The organism is Halomonas sp. AOP7-B1-5, from assembly GCF_052353045.1.
Lineage (GTDB): Bacteria > Pseudomonadota > Gammaproteobacteria > Pseudomonadales > Halomonadaceae > Vreelandella > Vreelandella colorata.
On sequence record NZ_JBQTDC010000002.1, the window covers coordinates 176,240 to 197,095 of the forward strand.

General features: G+C 54.7%; 14 protein-coding genes and 1 tRNA gene. 8 read left to right on the forward strand and 7 right to left on the reverse strand.

All coding sequences use genetic code 11. The features are described from left to right. Positions 1–5: 5 nt before the first annotated feature. The 6 genes from ACT3XD_RS02055 to ACT3XD_RS02080 all read right to left on the reverse strand — a co-directional run bounded on the left by ACT3XD_RS02055 (position 6) and on the right by ACT3XD_RS02080 (position 9,497). On the reverse strand, positions 6–1,451 hold the full coding sequence (locus ACT3XD_RS02055; protein WP_192537005.1) for a sensor histidine kinase: 1,446 nt from the start codon (positions 1,449–1,451) through the stop codon (positions 6–8). 50 nt (positions 1,452–1,501) lie between these two features. Continuing rightward, positions 1,502–2,677 (reverse strand): PQQ-dependent sugar dehydrogenase, encoded by a 1,176-nt coding sequence (locus ACT3XD_RS02060; protein ID WP_192537006.1) that lies wholly within the window; start codon positions 2,675–2,677, stop codon positions 1,502–1,504. Between the two features lie 134 nt (positions 2,678–2,811). Then, a complete protein-coding gene (locus ACT3XD_RS02065; protein ID WP_192537007.1) occupies positions 2,812–3,687 on the reverse strand; it encodes an AEC family transporter in 876 nt (291 codons plus the stop codon). A gap of 77 nt (positions 3,688–3,764) precedes the next feature. Next, entirely contained in the window at positions 3,765–4,679 is a 915-nt protein-coding gene (locus tag ACT3XD_RS02070) for a LysR family transcriptional regulator (protein WP_192537008.1), read from the reverse strand. A gap of 191 nt (positions 4,680–4,870) precedes the next feature. Continuing rightward, positions 4,871–6,910, reverse strand: a complete 2,040-nt coding sequence (locus ACT3XD_RS02075; RefSeq protein ID WP_192537009.1) for a TonB-dependent receptor domain-containing protein — start codon at positions 6,908–6,910, stop codon at positions 4,871–4,873. Positions 6,911–7,286: 376 nt separating this feature from the next. Further along, positions 7,287–9,497 (reverse strand): TonB-dependent receptor domain-containing protein, encoded by a 2,211-nt coding sequence (locus ACT3XD_RS02080; protein WP_192537010.1) that lies wholly within the window; start codon positions 9,495–9,497, stop codon positions 7,287–7,289. Positions 9,498–9,741: 244 nt separating this feature from the next. Here ACT3XD_RS02080 and ACT3XD_RS02085 point away from each other — a divergent pair, with 244 nt between their 5' ends. Genes ACT3XD_RS02085 through ACT3XD_RS02100 form a run of 4 tightly spaced genes read left to right on the forward strand, consistent with a single transcriptional unit; the run spans position 9,742 to position 13,623 of the window. Then, the gene (locus tag ACT3XD_RS02085) at positions 9,742–10,665 is read left to right on the forward strand and encodes an ABC transporter substrate-binding protein (protein ID WP_192537011.1); all 924 of its coding nucleotides are present in this window, start codon (positions 9,742–9,744) and stop codon (positions 10,663–10,665) included. Beyond that, the gene (locus ACT3XD_RS02090) at positions 10,662–11,675 is read left to right on the forward strand and encodes a FecCD family ABC transporter permease (protein ID WP_192537012.1); all 1,014 of its coding nucleotides are present in this window, start codon (positions 10,662–10,664) and stop codon (positions 11,673–11,675) included. The genes ACT3XD_RS02085 and ACT3XD_RS02090 overlap by 4 nt, the downstream gene beginning before the upstream one ends. Before the next feature lie 8 nt (positions 11,676–11,683). Continuing rightward, positions 11,684–12,817: a FecCD family ABC transporter permease gene (locus ACT3XD_RS02095; protein WP_192537013.1), complete on the forward strand. Its 1,134-nt coding sequence runs from the start codon at positions 11,684–11,686 to the stop codon at positions 12,815–12,817. Next, positions 12,814–13,623 (forward strand): ABC transporter ATP-binding protein, encoded by an 810-nt coding sequence (locus tag ACT3XD_RS02100; protein WP_192537014.1) that lies wholly within the window; start codon positions 12,814–12,816, stop codon positions 13,621–13,623. The genes ACT3XD_RS02095 and ACT3XD_RS02100 overlap by 4 nt, the downstream gene beginning before the upstream one ends. Positions 13,624–13,642: 19 nt before the next feature. On the opposite strand, the gene ACT3XD_RS02105 is transcribed toward ACT3XD_RS02100, so the two are convergent. Further along, entirely contained in the window at positions 13,643–14,233 is a 591-nt protein-coding gene (locus ACT3XD_RS02105; protein ID WP_192537015.1) for a hypothetical protein, read from the reverse strand. A gap of 112 nt (positions 14,234–14,345) precedes the next feature. Here ACT3XD_RS02105 and ACT3XD_RS02110 point away from each other — a divergent pair. The 4 genes from ACT3XD_RS02110 (at position 14,346) to ACT3XD_RS02125 (ending at position 20,621) form a co-directional block, all read left to right on the forward strand. Beyond that, positions 14,346–14,422, forward strand: a tRNA-Ile gene (locus tag ACT3XD_RS02110). A gap of 206 nt (positions 14,423–14,628) precedes the next feature. Further along, positions 14,629–16,995 (forward strand): tellurite resistance TerB family protein, encoded by a 2,367-nt coding sequence (locus tag ACT3XD_RS02115; protein WP_192537016.1) that lies wholly within the window; start codon positions 14,629–14,631, stop codon positions 16,993–16,995. Beyond that, a complete protein-coding gene (locus ACT3XD_RS02120) occupies positions 16,992–18,371 on the forward strand; it encodes an ATP-binding protein (RefSeq protein ID WP_192537017.1) in 1,380 nt (459 codons plus the stop codon). The genes ACT3XD_RS02115 and ACT3XD_RS02120 overlap by 4 nt, the downstream gene beginning before the upstream one ends. Positions 18,372–18,383: 12 nt before the next feature. Next, the gene (locus tag ACT3XD_RS02125) at positions 18,384–20,621 is read left to right on the forward strand and encodes a DEAD/DEAH box helicase (protein WP_192537018.1); all 2,238 of its coding nucleotides are present in this window, start codon (positions 18,384–18,386) and stop codon (positions 20,619–20,621) included. Positions 20,622–20,856 lie beyond the last annotated feature (235 nt).

Consider the following 20,856-nt stretch of genomic DNA (forward strand, 5'->3'; position numbering starts at 1 on the left):
TGTCCTCAAGCGGATGCGGTTTCACTAAGGGGTAGCGTGATTTCAAACCCAGCACCGCCAAGAGTACTGTTAAATACGCCAATCGTACCGCCGTGATCATTAATAATACGGTGCACCATAGAAAGTCCTAAGCCGCTGCCTTGGCCCACCGGCTTGGTGGTAAAAAAGGGATCAAAAACGTGCTGATGATTTGCGACGGGGATCCCGGGCCCGTTGTCTTCCACCCAGAGCGTTAGTTCATGTTCATTCTTGCGCGCTCGAACGCGAACATGAGAAACCCCAGGCGCCTGCGCGGCATTGCGCAATAAGTTGGTAAGCACCTGAACGATTTGCTGACCATTTGCTAATAAATGGGGGGTGGGCAACGGAAGATCAACGTCCAGCCGTATATTTCTTGGCTCCAGCTCCTCTTCCACTAACTCGCTGGCATTTTGGATAAGTTGATCTAATGCCAGTTCGCCTTTTTCGACATTATGCTGGCGACCTAATTCCATCAGCTGGCGCACGATTTCAACAATGCGCTCTACTTCATTACGAATACGCCCTAATTTTGCGCGTTCATCATCACCAATTACGTCACGGCGCGCTAAACGCTGGGCCTGGCCATTAATAACCGTCAGCGGCGCCCCGATTTCGTGGGCAACCCCTGCGGCTAAAACGCCTAGTTCGGCTAATTTTTTAGATTTGCGCAGGCGTTTTTCAAGCTCGATCTCCCTGTGCTGACGCACTTCAATATCGCGATCTTTTTCTGCCATAGCGTCGAGCATACCGTTTAAGCCCGAGGCCAGCCGACGATACTCAGTGGGGCCGTCTACGGTAGCACGCTGGCTCCGATCGCCATCTTCCACCAAAAGCATAACGTGCAATAAGCGGTTTAGCGGGCGCTCTATATAGCGCCTGAACCCCCACCAGATGCTGAACACGATGCCGGCCGCGCCAATCACAAATACAAGGACCGCCACGATACTGATGAACCCGGTGTAGTTCTCGATACCGGTATTCAAACGGTTTACCTGAAGTACGCCGTGTACCGTGCCGTCCTGGGTGCGCAACGGTGTGATGGCTGAATAGTAAGTCCAGCCCTCTTGCTGGCGGTAATTGCTGTAAAGGTCGTCACGTTCGATAACCTGGCGGATCTCCTCGGGTGTGAAGAGATCTTTGCCTAACCCCAGCCCGTAAACTTCACGCCCCTGCAGATCAAAAACATAGGCCCCATAGATACGGTGAAAAGAGAACGCTGACTGTAGCGCCTCTTCCAAAGGGGCCGGGCTTTCTCGTGTAACGGCATAGCTTAAAGAGGTGCTCAGCGCCCGAGTAATAATTTCAACTTCGGTTTGCAGTTTGGAGCGAACATTGTCTTCCAGCGATTTGATGGCGACGATGCTAAATACCACCAATACAACAAACAGCGGTACGATAACGGTTAAGATAATTAAATTACGAAGTCGCATGCTGCTTCCGTATGGGTATCAAGCCTTTCATCAATGAAAAGCACAGTGTTTTAAGGTTGCTCTGTGGGCAGAAGACGGTAAAGGCTGCCTTGGGTCTCGTCAGTTAGCAAGTAAATTGCGCCATCGGGGCCTTGGCGAACATCGCGAATACGCCCGATCTGGCCATCCAGAAGGCGCTCGTTTTCCGTCACTTCCTCGCCGTCAAGGCGCAGGCGCAGCAGTTGCTCGCTACTCAAACCGCCAGCGAGTAAATCACCTTCCCAGTCGCTAAAGCGCTCGCCACTGACTTCTGCCAAACCTGAAGGCGCAAAGCGGCCTTCAAAAGCATAGTGAGGATCGACCATGCCGGGGAGTGAGTCTGCCCCTAGCGGCTCATTGGTAGCGTAATCGTTGCCCAGCGTGACTTCCGGCCAGCCATAGTTAAGGCCTGCCTGAATATGATTCAGCTCATCGCCGGTAAGCGGGCCATGTTCTGTTACCCATGCCTCACCGTTGCTGCGTACGATCATGCCTTGAATATTGCGATTCCCCATGGAGTAAATCTCATCCAGGGTATTGGTATTGTCCACAAACGGGTTATCGTCTGGCACATCGCCGTTTTCCGTCAGGCGCAGCGTAGAGCCCGCATGATCGTCGCTTGCCTGGGCTCTAGATGGGTCGGAGCCACGATCGCCAACGCTCATTAAAAGCGTGCCATCGGTTAACCAGGCAATACGTGAACCGTAATGGCGGCCGGGGCCGGATGCGCGATCCTGTTCAAACAGGTGTTCCACATCGCCCAGCGCATCACCCTGCCATTTTACCCGGGAGAGCGCACTGCGGCTGCCATTGTCATCTGGCTTGCTCCAGGTAAAGTAAATCCAGTCATGCTCGCCGCTGGCATCACCAAACTCAGGGTGGAGTACAACATCCAGCAGCCCGCCCTGACCGTGATGGTTGACGCGCGGCATGCCCTCAAGCGCTCTTGAGTGGCCTTCTTCATCAACCAGATTCAACTGGCCGTTACGCTCACTGACCAGAAAACGGCCATCCGGTAAAAACGCCACCGCCCAGGGATGTTCAAAATCTCCGGCTATCCGCTCAATCGTAAAATCAAGATACTCGGTCTGGACCACCTCACCCACGGTTTCTGCATGAGCGCTACTTAAGCTTGCGGCCAGACAGAGTGTGGTAAACCCAGGCGCTAGCCAGCGCGGCAACGCATAAGCCTTGTTTGCATCGTGCATAAAGAGCTCTCCGATGGTGAAGTGACCGTACTGTAACCGTTATTGAAATCATCGTTGTAACTGGCATTGTAGCGGTAGCTGCCAAGCTTCCAGTTTAGCAGTGACGCTTTGCCTTTGGGCAGGGCTCTACCAAGCTACATCAATAGGGCTAATAGAACAGGAAGATAAAATAGTGCTAATAGCGTAGAGCAAAATACCAAACTCGCTACATACGCAGGTTCACGCTGGGCGCGCTGGGCAAACAAGTAGTTGAATACAGCCACTGGCATGCACATTTGCACCACCAAAATACTTTGCGCGAGCGGCGGAAGCCCCAGCCAACCGGCAATCAGCCAAGCGGCACCAGCCGCCAAGGGGATACGCACCAGGCTAAACCCAAGCCCTGAACGTAGATTTTTGACCTGAATACTTGCCAGAGAAACACCTAGGGTAATCAGCATCAACGGTACGGTAAAACCAGACATGAGACCCACCGTGTTGGCGAGCCAAGGCGGTAATGAGGTATTGGTCAGCAGCAGCACCATAGAAATTAATATGGCATACACCGTGGGCGTTTTGATGAGGGTTTTAAGCGGATTGCCTCGGCTGTTGAGGGCTGCTCCCAACGTGAACTGAAACAGCGATACGGTAATCATCGCCGTGATGCCATAAGCAAAGCCAGCGCTACCAAACGCATAGAGCACCACGGGGAGGCCCATGTTGCCGGTATTGGGATACATCATGGGCGCCAAGAGTACCCGCCAATCACGGCGCAGCAGCTTGGCAACACCGAAGGTTGCTATTCCCATCGTAATGATCACCAGTGCTGTGGCAAGCATGGTGCGGCCAAAGGTATTGGCATCGATATCGGCACCCGCTAATGAAGCGAGCACGAGCGAAGGGGTGCCGATGTTAAAAACCAGGCGGGTCACGAAATCGACAGGGTATGGATGCCCTAAGCGGATCCATAAAAAACCCAGCCCCGCGCCAGCAAGTACGGGGGCCATAACGGCAAAAAGTTCGGCAAGCATTGATGATCCCTGACAGTCATTCGTTGCCCATTGTCGTTAATGAGCAGACTAACTGGCAAGGCAAATAGGTAAATTGATTAAGTGGCGCTTACCGGAATACGCCATTGCTTTGGTGCGCACTCACGCAGAAACTCAAGCAGCGCGTTGGTGCGTCGAGACTGATAACCATAGGCGTAAAGTAGCGTGATAGGCAGTGGCGCCGGCTCCCAGCCAGGTAAACAGTTGATTAAATCACCGGGGTGATGTTGCTCCCGCTTTTCTACCAGCCAGTGGGGTAACAGCCCTATGCCCTGGCCACTCGCAATCGCATCAATATGCAATGCGGTTAAATCCACCCGCAGGCGCGAACGTGGGGGAGTGAAAAGGTACTCGCCCTGTTCAGGATGATCCAGCAACAGCCCATTGGGCGAGCTATCCAGTAAATCAACCCAAGCATGGTGTTCAAGCTCATCCGGGTGAGTTAGCGCGCAGGCCGCGGCCAAATAGCGGGGGCTGGCATACAGGCCGCGGGTTAAATGGCCGAGGCGCTCCTGATTAAGACCGCATTCGTGCGTATGACCAAGCCACACGTGCACGCTATTGCTGTGCATCTTGGAAGGCGGGGTTTCGCGTGTATGAAGGGCCAGCTCTACCTTTGGGTAGCGGTTTAAAAATGCGTTGACGGTTTCTGACATCCAGCTGCGAGCCAAGGCGCCATGGGCCTCAAGCGTCACGAGGCCGCTGATCTCTTCGCGCAGCTCCGCCAGGGCTTCCTGGCTATGATTCGCCATTGCCAGCAGTTCAGTACAGTAAGTATGAAACAACAGGCCAGCCTCGGTAGGAATCAACCGATTAGCCTGACGCCTTAATAGCGGTTGATTGAGCCGCGCTTCCAGTTGGCTGATACGGCGGCTCAGGGTCGATTTGGCTAACCCCAGCTTTTGGGCACTGCGTGTTAAACTACCTGTTGCCATTACATCAGCGAAAGCAGCGAGTTCGTCAAAGTCGTACATCGTCAGGCCACACAGCAATTAAGAATGGTCTATTGTGCCACTTAACAACGGGGATGCAAATAATATGCATTTCAGTACTTGCTGTTAGTTAATACTTGCAATTTAAGTTAAATAAAAACGAAAAAGCCCCACGTTAAGCGGGGCAAAAAGATCGAGGCAGTATCGAAAAAGGATCGCCAGTTAAGCAGCCATTAGAAGTCGAACGTTAGGCCCAGGTTGTACTGACGGCCATCGAGTACGACGCCATACTCATCGTTAGTCACTTCCTTGTTGGCAATGTTATAGATACCAGCTTTAACCTGCGCGCGGTCAGTCAGGCTATAAACCAAGCCGGCATCAACAAAACTATACCCTGGCGTGCCGTCGTCCATGCTGGTGCGTGATAGGTAATCGCTAGTGGAGCCGCGATAATTACCTTGCGTCCACAGATTCAGCTCAGGGGTGGCCTGCCAATCAACCGCGAGGTTGAACATATGCTCGGGGATCTTGTTCAGCGGCTCGCCAGCAAATTCACCCGATTTCTGCTCGGAGTCGGTATAGGTATAGCTGGAGCTTAGGCGTACATCCTGAGTAACGTCGTAGTCTAATGTGAACTCTACGCCCTGCATTTGCGCTTCATCGATATTCCGGTAGGTGCTGATAAACACATACTCGTTACCGGCGTATGAGCACCCCCAGGTGGAGGGATCGTTGCGATCGGCATTTGCCGTGTTGCAGTAGCGGTCTTCCGCGATCTTGTCCTCAAACTGGGTATGGAACAGCATCATGCTTGAGGTAAGGCGGCGATCGTCGCTCGTAAAGACAAACCCGGCTTCATAGTTGGTGCTGGTTTCAGGATCGAGATTTTCATTACCAATAATCAGCGCGCGTGCATGAGGTGCCGGGGAGCCACCGCCGCCAGTGCCGCGGCCAAAGCCTTCAGTGGCAGCGGCAAGGCCAGGCTGGGAGTAACCGGTAGACACACCGCCCTTGAACGTCCACTCCGGCGTCAGGTGGTAGTTGGCATAAACACGCGGAGAAAGGTGGCCGCCGAATAGTTCATCGTCGTCGTAACGCATGCCGGTTGTTACGCTGAAGGCATCCGTAAGACTCCACTCCATCTCGACGAACAGCGCGGCAATCCAGCGATCAACGCTGCGCATTGCATTGGGTGAGTTGCCGATGAGTCCATTGGTGTCATCGACAAGATCTTCTACCCGGTACTGACCGCCAAAGGTCAGCATATGGTCGCCCCAGAAGTAGGTCGATTGATTATTAAACGTCGTGACTTCCTCACGCTTCTCATCGGGCGTCGTATTTACCCGCTCTGAAATATCATGCTGCAGGTAGGTATCTGTCATAAAGGCGCCGTACGTGCCTTTATGACCCAACGTGAATACATCTTTATCGTAGCGGTAGGTAGATGAATCTTGGTCGATGGGTACACTGATGCCCGAGTTATGTGTGAATTCTTTGATGGAAGAAGTATAGCCGAAGCTGTATTCGTTCAGCTCGTCCGGGGTCAAGGTGAGCTCGGCACCGATCTGGCGCGTATCGCTGTCAGGCGTACTCTCAGCGTTGTCGCCACCGCCTTCATAATCACTCTCTTCCGTACCGCGCCAGCTACCATGTACGCTTAAGCCGAGCAGCCCTTCGATTAGAGCGCCCCCGGTATAGAAGCTGATCTGTTGCGAGTCGTTGTTGATATCGTTAAGAGAGTGGGTGTACTCGGTCGTAACCTGGCCCGACCATTCATCCGGCACGCGTTTGGTAATGATGTTGATAACGCCGCCCATTGCCTGCGAGCCGTAGAGCGAGGACATGGGGCCGCGGATGACTTCAACACGCTCGATTATTGAAATGGGTGGAAGGCCGATCTGTTTGCCTTCGTCCTGCCCATTGGTATTAACGGCTCGTCCGGCTGAAATGGGGCGACCATCGATCAGATACAGCGTGTAGCTATTGTCCATTCCACGGATGCTGATGTCCTGCGCTTCTCCACCACCGGTAACATAGACGCCCGGAATGTTTTTAACCGCGTCGGTAATATCGCTATAGGATTGGCGGTTCAGCTCTTCACCACTGATCACTGAAATACTGGCGGGCGCATCCGCAATGGACTGCTCAAAGCCTGAGGCAGTTACCACAACCGGATCGAGCGAGGTGTTTTCCTGGGCGGTAGCAGCGGCAGCGATGGCCATCGAAGACAGGCTGACAGCCTTAGCCAAAGCGCGACGTGAAAAATAAGCCATGTTTTTCCCTTGAGATGATATTACGTTCTACTTTTATGAATTCGTTAGCATCTGATATTTATTCTCATATGAGATTTGTATTCTATTGTTAAGAATTCCATAAATCGAGGGGAAAACCATGAACATGTCGTTGTGATGTACGCAACTGTAATAAATTCGTAAGCTTATAGTGGGGGGGGTGTAATGGTGTCCCTTGTTCTGTGACAGAGTCGATTATCAATAGGGCAGGCGGCTAGATCAGATAGGGCGCTGGTAGCAGGGTCGGTTGGTTAAAAAGCCCATAAAAAAGCCCCGGCGCGAGGCCAGGGCATCAAATCAGCATTGAAACAGTATCAGGAACGTTGCGAGCGTTCTTCGACGGATAAGCTATCGACGATTAGAAATCATAGGTTGCCGAGACCCATAGGCTGCGGCCATCTAGCGCCACGCCGTCGGTCGAGCGGCCTGTCTGGGTGTAGTCATAAGCAATATAAGTATCGCCGTCATATTGATAAGTGTTGTAGGCGGAGAAATCCTTATCAAAGAGATTATAAATAGTGCCAGACAAACGAACGTTGTCGGAAACCTGATAGGAGCTGCGCAGATTAAACAGCGTGTAGCCTTTCAGGTTATTACCCAGCTCTTCGACAAGAGCTGCCGATGAGCCGGTAACACCGCTGCTGAAGCGCTCACGCGAAGAGTAGTACTCGCCTTCCAGAGCGGTAGACCAGCGATCATTGATCGACCAATTAAGATCGGCAGTCAGCTTGTGCTTAGGCGCGTTGGTGAGCGCCTGACCTTCATTTTCACCGGAAGTGATCTCGGTGTCGGTGTAGGTATAACCGCCGCTGATCGTCCAGGCAGGCGCAATTTGGTAGCTGCTGTTTAACTCAACACCACGGGTTTCCGCACGATCAACGTTGACCGACTGACCGAAAGTATCCTGCTGGGTGAAGTTACCCACGCTCAAACAGTTGGCAGCATTGGCAAACGGCTGATTGCCATTAGAGTCGATGAACTGGCAGTTGGGCAGGTCGTCACCAGCGGCAATGCGGTCACGGAACTGGGTGAAGAAGGCCGTGGCGCCGACAGAGAAACCGTCAAGGTTGTCGTAAATAGCGCCCAACTCATAGTTGGTGCTTTTTTCAGGTTTCAGGTTGGGAGAGCCGAGGCTGATCGACTGGCCTTGGTTGCCGAAACCATTAACACCGTCATGCAGCTGGTTAAGCGTGGGCGTTTTGTAACCCTGGCTAATACCGCCTTTGAGCGTCCAGTTATCCGTGGTTTCCCAAACCAGATAGCCACGCGGGCTGAAGTGGCTGCCAAAGGCATTATGGTGCTCATAGCGCCCGCCGAGTGTCAGCGCCAGGTCGTTACGCAGGAACCACTCATCCTCAAGGAACATTGCCCAGCTGGTTTGAGAGAACTTCTCGTTGCCTGCCGTGCCGTCCTTGAGTTCGGCATCGATGTACTGACCGCCGATAGTCACCATGTGGTTATCCAGGGGCGCAACAAATTTGCTGTCGACCACGATATCGCGGTTTTCCAGAAGACGCGGTTCGCCTCCCTGAGCGACATAACCGTAGTCGGGCGCGTTGCCCGCAGGCAGTGTGCGGCCAAGCGACTCGGTAAAGTTGTGGGTAACGCTACTCTCCAGGGTACCGGCGGCGTAATGGCCGGTGTGGCCTACGGCAATCTGGTCACGGTTAAAGCGCAGTTCATCCTCGTAGCCGAAGGTGGCGCTCGGGTCGGGTGTTGAGCAGTCGTTACGTCTCAGGCCATCCAGGCTGCCCAGGCGGCAGTCTGAATTGTCGTAAACCTGGCGGGAGCGCTCGGCATCCAGCCACAGTTCGTTGGTGTCATCCGGCGTGAGGTTCAAACGCCCGCCAATCGAGTAGATGCGTGCTTCAGAGGGACGCGGGTCGCGCCCCACGCTATTTTCTACCATGCGCTCAGAGCTGTCGCGATCATATACCCGACCACGCAGCTGCAGGCCCAAGGTATCTTCGACAAGCGGGCCGGAAACATACAGGTTGATCGCTGAGTCGTTGCCCGCATCGCGATCTTCTTGGAACGTGTTCTCAACCGAGACAGAGCCTGCCCAGTCGTTACCCACGCGGCGGGTGATAATGTTGATAACGCCGCCCATGGCGTCCGAACCGTAAAGCGTCGACATCGGGCCGCGAATAACTTCAATACGCTCAATGGCCGAGAGCGGAGGCATAAAGCTGGTTGAGGTTTCACCAAAACCGTTGGGCGTAACATCGCCGGAGGTATTCTGGCGACGCCCATCAATCAAAATCAGCGTGTAAGCACTCGGCATGCCGCGAATGGAGATATTGTAGCCACCGGTTTTACCCGTGCCGGAACGTACATCGACACCTGGTACATCGGCAATTGCCTCGGCGATATTGGAAAACTGCTTCTGCTCCAATTCTTCTCGCGTTACCACAGAAATACTCGCAGGGGCGCTATTCAGCGACTGCTCATACCCAGCGGCGGTAACAACCATGTTATTAAGCTGAGTATTTTCCTGAGCATTGGCTGCTCCAGCAGCAAGCCCAAGAGCAACAGCGCTGGTTAAAGCGTTGCGAGTAAAGCGTGACATAGAGATCCCCTTGTTTATGATTTACTTGCTAATGATATTTATTATCAAATGAGTTGGGAATTCTAAAAAGAAAGGTTCCCATGCACGAGTGGATATCAAGGAACAGTCTGTTGCAATAAAAGCAACACGATCGGGAAGGGTTTGGTGTTGCTGTAAATGGAACAAGATATTCTATGAAATAGTACTGCATTTGCTTTTGAGAATCGTTACTATTAAAGAAATAAATTAACAGTAAGGGTTCACAATGCTGCGTACAGTACTGCGCCTTAGCCTGACCGGTGTGTTGTTAAGTAGTTTGGCTGCCACTGCGCAAGCGCGGGAGCTTAATACCGCGTTTGGCGAAGTGGAAGTGCCTGACTCGCCAGAGCGTATCGTGACGCTCTACGAAGGCGCACTGGATGCATCGGTCGCGGCGGGCGTTACGCCGATTGGGGCGATTGCGACACGTGGCGGCAGCGAAGTGGCGACTTACATGGGTGAGCACATCGATACCAGCCAGTTGGAAATGGTAGGCGTTGCCCGTGAAACCAATATTGAAGCCATCCTTCGTCTGCAGCCAGACCTGATTCTTGCTGCTCCCCAGCTCCCTGAAGAGCAGTATCGTCTGCTTTCACGTATTGCTCCTACCGTAGTGCCCCCTAGTACAGGCCTTTCAAAGGAAGGCTGGAAAGATGAATCACGCCTTTTCGGCCAGGCTTTGGGTAAGGACGCTGAGATTAATGAGACGCTTGAATCCGTTGAGCAGCGCGCTGCTGAACTTAATCAGCGCCTTAGTGAAGCCGAGGTTGGCGGCAGCGCTTACATCGTACGCTGGATGCCGGCAGGCCCGATGGTCATGTCATCAGAACTGTTCTCGACCGGTGTTCTTGCCTCTACCGGATTAACGGTTGATGACCAGGGGCTGGTGAAAGAAGGCAGTGCGCACAGCGATATTTTGAGCCTTGAAAACCTTTCGCTAATTGATGGTGACTGGCTGTTCCTTGCCACGCTCAACGAAGAAGGGCAGCAGGCTTTAGACGCCGCCAAGCAAAGCAGCGCCTTTACTCGCCTGAACGTGGTGGAGCAGGGTCACGTGGTGCCCGTCAATGGTCAGGTCTGGAGCAGCGCATCGGGCCCCTTGGCCGCGCAGGCACTTCTTGACGATATCGAAGAAGCCTTATTGCCGTGAAGGTTGCGCTGATAACGCGGCGTCTTGAACAACGAACGCTGCTCGCATTACTGCTCACCGCCCTTGTGGCGGTGAGTGTCGTTAGCCTACTCGTTGGCGCCGGCACCGTTTCGCCTTCGCAGGCGCTTTCGATGCTGTTGGGCAATGAGAACAGCGAGGCGTACTTCGTGGTCTGGGAGCTGCGTGCGCCGCGTACTTTGATTGGCATTGCCGTGGGTATGGCACTGGGTGTATCCGGAGCGCTGCTTCAGGCGGTGGCGCGCAACCCGCTTGCCGAACCCGGCTTGCTGGGAGTAAGCGCAGGCGCCGCCTTTGCCGTAGCGCTGGCATTGGTGCTGGGCGCAAGCGCTGCCTCATTGCGTATTTCCGTTGCCCAAGTAGGCGCGTTGGTGGGGTGCCTGTGCGTCCTGGGCGTTGCCCGATGGCGCGGAGTGGGTAACGACCCCATACGCTTGGTGCTCGCTGGGGCGGCCTTTTCTGCACTCTTGGGCGCAATGACATCCATGATACTGCTGTTCGACCAGCGCTCGGCCGATGAAGTGCGCTTCTGGGTCATTGGAAGTCTGGCCGGGCGTCGCCTGGAGGATCTATGGGCAGTCTTGCCTTCCATGGCGTTTTGTACGGTGCTTATTGCTCTTATTGCGCGGCCGCTTTCGGCGCTGGCGCTGGGTGAGCGCATGGCCTCTGGGCTTGGCCATCATCCTCAGCTTATCCGTGCGATGGTGGTTCTTTGTGTTGCCCTGCTGGTGGGAGCGGCAACGGCGATTGCCGGGCCGATCATTTTCGTGGGCCTGGTCGTGCCGTTTATCGCTCGCGCCTTTGCCGGGCCGGATATCCGGCGTACCCTGTGGTTTTGCCTGCCGATAGGGCCCTTGATTATTTTGGCGGCCGATATCATTTCGCGTGTGGTGGTGTCGCCTTCTGAGCTGCCGCTCGGCGTGCTGACTGCATTATGCGGAGCGCCTGTGTTGATTGCCGCCGTACGTGCCCGCCGGTTACCCATGTTATGAGCCTGTCTATGACCCCTCGCTGCTTAAAAACTGAATTCCGAAAACAGGATACTGCCGCACTGCTCTTCAGCGCTCCCTCGATAAAAGCAGCGGATGAGGTGTCGGTAATCTCGCCCACCGGCTATTGGCGGTGGAGTGGACGTGGCACCAGCATTCTGATTGAGCGGCGTGCCGTCTGGGTGAATGCCGGGCTACTGCTGGCGCTGCTGCTTTCAGGCATTGCGTACCTCTGCCTGGGCAGCCTGACGCTTGGCCCGCGCGAGGTAATCAGTGCGCTGGCCGGGCAGGGCGATGCGATGACCGGGTTCATGGTGCAGGAGCTGCGCCTGCCGCGGCTCGTGGCGGCATGTCTCACCGGCGGGGCATTCGCGCTGGCGGGTATTCTCATGCAAACTCTGGCCCGCAACCGCCTGGCGACACCGGGCATTATCGGAATCGATAACGGCGCCACCGCGTTTGCGGTGGCTTCTGTGGTAGGCATGAGTGTTTCATTAGCACCGTCTGCCATGGCCTTGACCGGTGCGGTTACTGCCGCCGTACTGACCTTTGGGTTGGCGGCAGGCAGTGGCACCCAGGGCTACCGTTTTATTGTCGCGGGTATCGGCGTGGGGGCCGTTTTTGGAGCGATCACTCAGCTTTTGTTGGCGCGGGTCGCGATTGATACCGCCAACGCCGCTTATCCCTGGACGGTCGGCTCGCTGAATGCTCGCTCCGGTGGTTCGGTTCAACTGCTGGGCATCGGGCTGATGCTGGGCTTTGTGGCGGCATTGGCGCTGGCCCGTTCGCTGACCATCCTGCGGTTTTCCGAAGCCACGGCCAACGGCCTGGGCGTGAACGCCAAGGCCCGACGAGTTCAAATACTCCTGCTTTCGGTGGTCCTCACGGCACTGGCTGTAGCCGTGGCCGGGCCTGTCGGTATGGTAGGGCTAATCGGCCCTGAAATTGCTCGCGCGCTGTCTACTCCGCGGCATGTGCCGGTGGTCGCCGCGACGCTTGCCGGCGCGTTAGTGATGGTACTGGCGGATCTGGCAGGGCGCACGCTACTGGCGCCTATTGAACTTCCAGTAGGGATTGTGACCGCGATTATTGGTGGCCCCTGGCTTTTATGGATTTTGATGCGCCCGCAACGGAGTCACGCATGAACAATTTTCGAACCCCGCCGACCCTTGCCACCGAAGCGTTGGATATGGGCTATGGCACACGGCGAGTTATCGACGGCCTGGATGTGGCGCTGCCCAGCGCCAAAGTGACGGCGATTGTCGGGCCTAACGGATGTGGAAAATCGACCCTGCTGGCAGGGCTTGCGCGCCTACATAAACCTGATGGCGGCAACGTATTGCTTAACGGTGAGGATATTCAGCGCCTGCCGTCGCGCCAACTCGCTACGCAGTTGGCGCTATTGCCCCAGGAAGCCATTGCCCCTGAGGGGCTGACGGTCACTGAGCTGATTCGTTTTGGACGCCAGCCGCACCAAGGCTGGCTACGCCAATGGTCGGCGGAAGACCAGCGCGTTGTACAGCATGCGCTGACCGCAGCGGGGCTTGAAAATTTGGCTGACCGGCCCATCGATGCGCTTTCCGGCGGCCAACGCCAGCGCGCCTGGATCGCCATGACCATCGCCCAGCAAACCCCGCTTTTGCTGCTGGATGAACCTACCTCGGCGCTGGATCTGGGCCATCAGATTGAAGTGTTCGAGCTGGTGCGACACCTGGCAGGGCACGGGCGCACCGTCGTGATGGTACTACACGATTTAGCTAGCGCCTGCCGTTATGCCGATCATTTAATCGCCATGTGCGATGGCAAGATTATCGACCAGGGGGCACCCGCCACAGTGGTCACCCCTCAGCTGGTGCGCAAGCTGTATCAGGTGGATTGCACGCTGCTGTCTGACCCTGATACCGGTAGCCCGTTACTCGCAAACGTGCGCCGGGCTACCGAACCTGCCTGAAGGAGCGGCGCCCAGAAAACTAGCGGTTGATTAGCAGGGCGTCCAGCGTAATGGGAACGTGGTCATCAATTTGCTGATAACCCAGCATGGTAAGAAGTGTGCGAACCGTACTGTTGGCCATTAACGCCTTGCCATCCAGCGCCATCGGTTCCGCGTGAGTCACCCGCACCTGATTCAAACCTTCGCGGGTAAAGCGTAAGGGCACCGACTCCTCCTGGTTCACCATATCGCTCTGCACGCGAAAGGTAATGGTCTCGACTAACGACTCATTGATATCCAGCGCATCTAGCCGCTCCGGCGACATCTGACCAATCAGAGTGACCAGGGTCGTATTGGAAAGCAAAGCGACCCACGGCGGCAGATCACTAAAACGCGAAAGCAGGTCGGTCTGGCTGAGTTTCAGCGGCAAGCGCAGTGTGCCATCCGGCGAAATATCCCCCTGTAGATCGCGCACCTGGTGATGATGCGTTTGGGGTGTCGCCCCGTTTAACTGGGTAATCGCCGCCTCTACGCGAGACTGACCAGGATCGAGCTGCCAATCTGCCTGAACAGGCACCGTTAGCAGCAGCGGGAAAAGAGCAATCAAAGCTTTCAAGGCGCGTCTCCGCATAAAGGACTTCCTTCAAGACCCGCAAACCTGCAAAAAGTGCCATTAGTGCGCCAAGATACGCGCGTAGGGGTAGCCTCGCCCCTTTACATTCGCTATTATATGCACGCTTTTCGGGCCTATAGCTCAGTTGGTTAGAGCAGGGGACTCATAATCCCTTGGTCGTAGGTTCAAGTCCTACTGGGCCCACCACTTTTCAATGACTTATCCTCGTGTTTCCCCTTCCTTGCTGTACTTTTCCTCAAAATGTCAACCGAAGATTTTCGGGCCGTACGTGATTGCTTCCTTTAAATGATCCGGTGTTAGCTTCCTAATACAATCTAAATATCTGATAGCACCAACAGCTCAAGTATGCTTTGGTGTGTAAAAGAATATTAATAACGGTCAGAGGGCGGCGTATGGAAGGGATATGGCTCATCATCCTAGCTATTGGAGGAGTCTGGTTTTTAAGCCGTTTGCTCGGAAAACAGTCACGCAAAGGACATCGTAAACGGCCTGTTACTCATGCATCGTCCCCCCCAGAGCATTTAGATGTAAAGCCACGCTTAAGCATTGAGGTGCGCTATGGCCGGGGTGAGGAGAGTGACGATCAGTTGCCAAACCCGAATGTTACCGCGCAAAACTGCTGGGTGCCAGCCAACATAAACAGGGCTGTGTGCGGCGTTACGATTTCGCATGGTCGCATCTTTGTGGGTAACGGGCTTGCTGCGGGGAACGGCTTTAGTATCGAGCCGGCCTTGGTGAACCCTGATCTGAAGGTGGACCTGCGCAGGGCCGACCTCCAGGGGGTAGAGCTTGGCTACTGGCCTCAATACCATCAGATCGATGCTCAGGCGAGGGCAGGCTACCTGCAGTACTTGACCACCGACCGTGACGATCCCGAAGCCCCTATGGGCTTTGTGTTCCTGTATTTCTACGGGTTGGAGAGGCGTCTGCTCGTTGATGCCATAGACCCAGGGGTCGATGAGGTGGAATATCGAGATCTGATTGCCGAGATCGAGCGATTGCTTACTGTCTACGACCACAGTCGTAGCTTCCGAGGATATGCGAACGGTCTGCTCGATTTTTTTCGGATCAGAGGAGCGCCCCTGGAGCAGCCAGCCAAGCCTCCAATAGTAGATGAGTATGCTCACCACGTGCCTTTCTCTCTGCAAGTTGATCTGGGAATTTTCTCGATTAAGCAGCGGCCTATACCTGCTGAGTGGGCTTACGCATGGATTATGCAAGATCCGCAGTTCCAGTTTCGGCAGCGTAAGGTCGCCGAACGCTGTACTGGTGAGCTCAGAGAACTATTCAAAGCTCTCTATCTAGAGCGCCATGGCGAGGGGATCGTCGTGAAGCCGAACAAGACAATGATCAAGGCTGAATACCGCCCCGCGAGTCCCGGGCTGAGGCATGTTTCTGAGCCTTTAGAGCTGCCAAACATCTCTATCCTGAAAGGCCCTACCAGAAAGCTGGCCGCGCTGATCGACACCTGTTGTGAGCAGCTGGCCGCCTACAGCCGCCTCATTGGCCGTCACCCTGAACGCAAGGAGAGTTTGGAGGCCTTTTCACTTCTGCCGGGAGCGCTTGCTGCCGAGAGAAAATCCGCTGACATGGTAAGCCTGGAGGAAGCGTTGAGACAGCGACTGGATAGTCAGGCTTTTTGTCGAGTACCTTTCTCTGAGCTGGCTCTAGGCGAAAATTTTGCCAGTGGCAGCAAACCAAGCGTGAAAAGCATGCAGGGGCTAGCTAGCTTGTTGGAACATTCCGGCATTGGCATAGAGCCTGATGTACGCTATACCGATTCGGTGCCCGAATTAGAAGGCGATTGCATTATTTTTGCGGTTCGAGGAGCGAGCGGATTTCCCCTTAGTGAGGATTTCGAGCACGCTGCCGTGGTCATGCGGCTTGCAGGCTTTGTGCTGTATGGGCAGGCTGACAGCCTGACTGATCGCCATATCGCCGTCATTGATGGCTTCTTAGGTGGATTCAGATCGCTGACGCCTTTGGAGACCCAGCACCTCAAGGCTTATTTCTTCTGGGAGATGGGAAGGAAGTCGACCCTCGCTGGTATGCGTAAACGCGTGGATGGCATGAGTCACGAGGATAGGACAGAGCTTGAACTGGTACTTGTGAGGTTAGCCAGTGCAGATGGTGTCGTCGATACCCATGAACTTAAGAAGCTCAGGCGCACTGCGAGCCTGCTGGGTCGGGATCCTGAGGCCTTGTATTCGCAAATCCACTCAGCGATGGCAGAACCTACCTTAGTTCGGGCAGCCAGCGCCAACGACAAGGGATTTCGTATTCCGGAGCCTGCGGCTGATCGAGTCCAGGTGTCATCGAAGCGAAAGCCTTTGGATGTGGATGCCATTCAGAACAAGCGCCATGAAACTGAGCATATTTCCGGTGTTTTGCATGGCATTTTTGATGAGGGCACCTCGCTAGTTGAGGGCGCCAGGTGCGCTCCTGACCAGGGAGAGGAACTTCAAGCAACTGAGAAAGGAGCACCGGAGGCGCTGGCAAACGATGATGACGCGTCGGCTGGACTATTGGGAGGGCTCGATGCTGTACATCTTTCTCTCCTAGAATCGATTGCCCAATCGAAGGAAGGCCTGCTTCGTAATGAAGCCGAAATCAAGGCTGCGGAGCTAAAGCTGATGTTGGCAGGTGCCCTAGACCGGATCAACGAGGCCGCTTTTGAAATGACCGATGCTCCTGTTATTGAGGAAGTCGGTGAGGTATTGGTGGTGGACAAAGAGATACTGGAGGAGATGAGAGGGTGAGTCGATTACGTGAGCGTGACAGGCAAGCGATTTTGAATTCACTGCGGACAGGAGTCGTGCCCCGTGTTGGGCAGCAACATATCCAGGTTGGCAGAGCGGCTGAACTCAAGGCCTTAATTTCAGACATCGTGACTCTTGCCGATGGGGGATCGGCGGTTCGCTTCATCATTGGGGAGTATGGCTCGGGTAAGACCTTCTTTCTCAACTTGGTGGGGTCGATTGCCCGAGAGAAGAAGCTAGTAACTGTGTCGGCAGATCTTTCACCCGACAGGCGCCTGCATGCTACCGGAGGGCAGGGAAGGGCACTGTACGCCATGTTGATGCGCAATATGGCAACTCGGGCCAAGCCTGACGGTGGAGCTTTGGCGAGTGTCACCGAGCGTTTTGTCACCCAGGCCCTGCAGCAGGCCGACCAGACGGGCATTAGCCCCGAGGCAGCAATCAAGGAAGGCCTCAACAGTCTCATGGAGATGCATGGCGGCTATGCCTTCGCCGAGGTGGTACAAGCCTATTGGAAGGGCCATGACACTGGAAATGTTGAGCTTCAGCAGGCGGCGATCCAGTGGTTGCGTGGGGAGTTCAGTACCAAGACTGAGGCACGTCATGCGCTGGGGGTCAGGACCATCATCGATGATGCCAACGTCTATCAGAGCCTGAAGTTGATGGCTCGTTTTGTTCGCTTGGCGGGCTTCGAGGGGCTGCTCGTCACTCTTGATGAGATGGTTAACCTTTATAAGCTCTCCAATAGCCAAGCCCGCAACGCCAATTACGAGCAGATTCTCGGCATCGTCAATGATGCTCTGCAGGGGAGTACCGAAGGGCTAGGTGTCATGTTCGGCGGGACGCCTGAGTTTCTGATGGATCCACGTCGAGGGCTCTACAGTTACGAGGCGCTCCAGTCGCGTTTGGCGGAAAACCGCTTCGCCCGCGACGGTTTGGTGGATCTATCTGGGCCAGTAATCCGTCTCACTAACCTCACCCAGGAAGATCTCTACCTGCTGCTGCTAAACATTCGCCAAGTGTTCGCTCGTGGCGAGTCCGGCACGGATCTGTTGCCTGATGAGGGGCTTGAGGCTTTTCTTGACCATTGCCATAACCAGATCGGTGATGCCTATTTTAAGACGCCCCGCAACTCAGTTAAGGAATTCACTCAGTTTCTCTCTCTACTTGAGCAGAATCCTGACGTGAACTGGGACAGCCTGATCAAGAAGATTGAGATTGCGCCGGAGTCGACCGACCAGATTCCTGAGGCGCCTTCATCACAGAGTGTCTCACCCACATCTGAATTGACTCCAGCCGCGGCAGCCGCCAGCGCGGATGTTAGTCAGGAGGATGAAGATGGGGAAGATGATAACTTTGCGACATTCAAATTGTAGGTAACGCAGGGTATGAGCGAACCCTCCTCCAGCAGTTTCACTAGCCTGGATCCTCGTATCCAGCGCTGGATATGGCGTCAACAGTGGAATCAGTTGCGCGACGTGCAGGAACAGGCTATTCCGGTCGTGCTTGCGGGTGAGCAAGACGTGCTGATTGGTGCAGCCACGGCATCCGGCAAGACGGAGGCTGCCTTCTTCCCTGCGCTGACCCGATTGCTCCAAGACCGGGATGCGGGTCATGCACCGGCACCTTTGCTGCTCTATGTGGCGCCCCTCAAGGCTCTAATTAATGATCAATTTAGCAGGTTGGAGCTACTGACTGAGGGCACTGAGTTGACGCTCACATCCTGGCACGGCGATGCCTCTACGAGCGGCAAGAGCCGTTTTGTCAAGAATCCTGGGGGCGTGTTGCTCATTACCCCTGAATCTCTTGAAGCGATGTTCGTGAGGCGAGGAACAGAGATGGCACGGCTGTTCGGCGGGCTACGACAGATTATTATCGATGAGTGGCATGCCTTCATCGGCACCGAACGTGGGATTCAGTTGCAGTCCCAAATGAATCGTTTGGAGGTCGTCCAGCAGCGACGTATCTCCCGTGTCGGTCTCAGCGCCACCTTGGGGGGCATGTCCCTCGCAGCGAACGAATTGCGACCGGGGGAAGGTGATTCCGTCATCCCAATCGTCTCGACCCATGGTGAGCAGGCCTTACACGTCCAGTTACGGGGCTACGAGCGATTACCTCCCAAGACAGCCCCCAAGGAAGCTGAGACGCTTAGTCGACAAGGTAAGGATGTCCCGATTGAGGATGTCACCCATGGCGATGAGTTGGACATCCGTGATCATTTGTTTAGGCACTTGCGTGGGAAATCGAACCTGATCTTTGCTAATCGCAAGCGAGACGTCGAGTTGTATGCCGAGTTACTCAGGCGAAAGAGTGAGGAGCAACGTCTCCCAGAGGAGTTCTTCGTTCATCATGGCTCGTTATCGAAGGATCTACGTCTCCATGTCGAGCAGTCGCTGAAAGCCGGGAAACCTCTAAGTGTGGTCTGTACCTCTACGCTCGAGATGGGCGTGGATATCGGCAGTGTTGCTAGCATCGCGCAGATTGGCCCTCCCCACCAAGTGGCAAGCCTGCGTCAGCGGCTAGGGCGTTCGGGGCGACGAGGTGATCCGTCAATACTACGGCTCTACGTCACCGAGTCGAGCTTGTCCCCGCATACCCCCTTTCTTGATCGACTCCGTCCGGGGTTATATCAGGCCGCGGCGATGGTCGAGCTCTTAGTTGAGGGGTGGTGTGAACCACCCCCCAGCGGTTATCTGCACCTCTCAACATTGATTCAACAGGTTATGTCTCTCATAGCTCAGTATGGTGGGGCTTCCGCCAACGACTTGTGGCGCGCACTGATCAAGTCCGGTCCTTTTCGCCAGGTTAGTCAAGGACAGTTCACGGCCCTGCTGCGTGCCATGGGGGCAGCCGAGCTGCTGGTACAGTCCAAGGGCGGGCTCCTGCTACATGGCCCGGTTGGTGAGCGCCTTGTTAACCATTATGACTTCTACGCAGCCTTCTCCGCCCCGGAAGAATACACGCTCTATCATGGAGCCAAGGTAATTGGAAAGCTTCCGATTGACTCTCCCATTGAGACAGGCGGATTGCTGGTGTTTGCAGGCAGGCGTTGGTTAGTTCAGGACATCGATGCTGACCGCAAGGCCATTTCCTTGATGCCCTCTGCAGGTGGCGTCCTGCCGCTCTTCGGCGGCAACGCTGGCTTGATTCGGCGTGAGATTCGGGAGCGGATGCGTAGGCTCTATATTAAGGAGGAGGTGCCCAGGTTCCTCAATCGTGGGGCTGCGCGGTTGTTTGCGCAGGGTGGCACTTTCTTTCGCGAAGCACAGCTTGAGAAAATCTCTATTGTTCAGGAAGCGGATCAGACACTGCTTCTGCCTTGGCAGAGCGATCAGGTTCTAAATACCTTGGCTCTACTATTGCGACGAGTGGGGTTGGCGGCTGAACGAGAGGGGATAGCCGTCACGATACAGAAATGCAGTATCGACATAGTACGACAGGGGTTAGAACATTCCTTAGCCCATCCGCCAACATCTGCGAATGAATTGGCTGCGGTGGCGGAGAACAAGATCAACGAGAAATATGATCAGTATCTTTCCGAAGAACTGCAGTGCAGTGAGTTTGCCTCACGGTTTCTGGATCTGGAAGGTGCCCTGAAAACTGCAAAGAAACTGCTTGATATCTGAAGGTAGCAGCCAGTCTTATATACTTGGGCTATCCCCCCTTTACATATTGGCTAGCCGTACTATCGGCTGCGGGTATTTTCCTGAAATAAGCCCCCCGACTACAATTTTATGCCCATGCAATATGGAAAGTAGATTCACAATATCCTCCTTTATCTTTATTCAAGTATCTATTTATATTGATATTCTCATTAATTATTAATATTCAGAATAATGAATATTGGTTCGCTAGATTATC

Excerpts from the sequence above, each read along its gene's own strand:
- ACT3XD_RS02055 (WP_192537005.1), bottom strand. The coding sequence starts at position 1,451 with ATGCGACTTCGTAATTTAATTATCTTAACCGTTATCGTACCGCTGTTT.
- ACT3XD_RS02060 (WP_192537006.1), bottom strand. The coding sequence starts at position 2,677 with ATGCACGATGCAAACAAGGCTTATGCGTTGCCGCGCTGGCTAGCGCCT.
- ACT3XD_RS02065 (WP_192537007.1), bottom strand. The coding sequence starts at position 3,687 with ATGCTTGCCGAACTTTTTGCCGTTATGGCCCCCGTACTTGCTGGCGCG.
- ACT3XD_RS02070 (WP_192537008.1), bottom strand. The coding sequence starts at position 4,679 with ATGTACGACTTTGACGAACTCGCTGCTTTCGCTGATGTAATGGCAACA.
- ACT3XD_RS02075 (WP_192537009.1), bottom strand. The coding sequence starts at position 6,910 with ATGGCTTATTTTTCACGTCGCGCTTTGGCTAAGGCTGTCAGCCTGTCT.
- ACT3XD_RS02080 (WP_192537010.1), bottom strand. The coding sequence starts at position 9,497 with ATGTCACGCTTTACTCGCAACGCTTTAACCAGCGCTGTTGCTCTTGGG.
- ACT3XD_RS02085 (WP_192537011.1), top strand. The coding sequence starts at position 9,742 with ATGCTGCGTACAGTACTGCGCCTTAGCCTGACCGGTGTGTTGTTAAGT.
- ACT3XD_RS02095 (WP_192537013.1), top strand. The coding sequence starts at position 11,684 with ATGACCCCTCGCTGCTTAAAAACTGAATTCCGAAAACAGGATACTGCC.
- ACT3XD_RS02100 (WP_192537014.1), top strand. The coding sequence starts at position 12,814 with ATGAACAATTTTCGAACCCCGCCGACCCTTGCCACCGAAGCGTTGGAT.
- ACT3XD_RS02105 (WP_192537015.1), bottom strand. The coding sequence starts at position 14,233 with ATGCGGAGACGCGCCTTGAAAGCTTTGATTGCTCTTTTCCCGCTGCTG.
- ACT3XD_RS02115 (WP_192537016.1), top strand. The coding sequence starts at position 14,629 with ATGGAAGGGATATGGCTCATCATCCTAGCTATTGGAGGAGTCTGGTTT.
- ACT3XD_RS02125 (WP_192537018.1), top strand. The coding sequence starts at position 18,384 with ATGAGCGAACCCTCCTCCAGCAGTTTCACTAGCCTGGATCCTCGTATC.